The following is an 828-nucleotide window of genomic DNA, read 5'->3' as shown; positions in this document are numbered from 1 at the left end:
GTCCGGTCCAGCTCCGCCGCCCCGGACATGACCTCGCGCAGCGGCACCTCCAGCAGGGGGTCGAACTGCGCGCACACCTCGTCGAGCGCGGCGGCGAACACCGGGAACGCCGCGGTCAATCCCGCGCCCATGCCGACGCGTTGCGCGCCCTGACCGGTGAACAGGAAGGCCGTCTCGCCGGTGGTGGCGGCACCCGACACGACGTGCGGGGAGGCCGAGCCCGCGGCCATGGCCGTGAGGCCGGCGAGCCGACCGGCCCGGTCGGCGCCGAGCACGGCGCCGCGCCGGTCCAGCTGGGCGCGCGCGCCGGCCAGGGCGGCCGCGACATCGGCGTCGTCCGCCTCGGGGTGGTCGGCGAGCCAGGCCAGCAGCCTGCTCGCCTGGGCCCGGAGCGCGGTCTCCGACTTGGCCGAGAGCAACCAGGGCGCCGGCGGGCCCGGCTCCGGCTGTCGCGTGACAGCCGGGTTCCGCGGCGCCTCTTCGAGGATCACGTGCGCGTTGGTCCCGCTGATCCCGAAGGACGACACACCCGTACGCCTCGGACGGTCGAGCCGCGGCCACGGCCGGGCCCGCGTCAACAGCTGCACCGTGCCGGCCGACCAGTCCACCTCGGGGGTCGGCCGGTCCACGTGCAGGGTCGCCGGCATGACGCCCGCACGCATCGCCAACACCATTTTGATCACGCCGGCGACGCCCGCCGCGGCCTGCGTGTGGCCGATGTTCGACTTGACCGAGCCCAGCCATAGCGGGTTGTCGTCCCCGCGAACCCGGCCGTACGTGGCCAGCAGCGCCTGCGCTTCGATCGGGTCGCCCAGCCGCGTACCCGTG

Annotated in this window: 1 protein-coding gene; it reads right to left on the bottom strand. The window is 75.5% G+C overall.

What is annotated here, in order from left to right; all coding sequences use genetic code 11:
• Positions 1–828: ketoacyl-synthetase C-terminal extension domain-containing protein (locus Asi03nite_RS37510; RefSeq protein WP_203685260.1), on the bottom strand; the 828-nt coding region annotated here is incomplete at both ends.

The organism is Actinoplanes siamensis, from assembly GCF_016862395.1.
GTDB classification, from domain to species: domain Bacteria; phylum Actinomycetota; class Actinomycetes; order Mycobacteriales; family Micromonosporaceae; genus Actinoplanes; species Actinoplanes siamensis.
The sequence above is the reverse complement of the archived record's forward strand: the minus strand, read 5'-3'. Positions and strand labels throughout refer to the sequence as shown.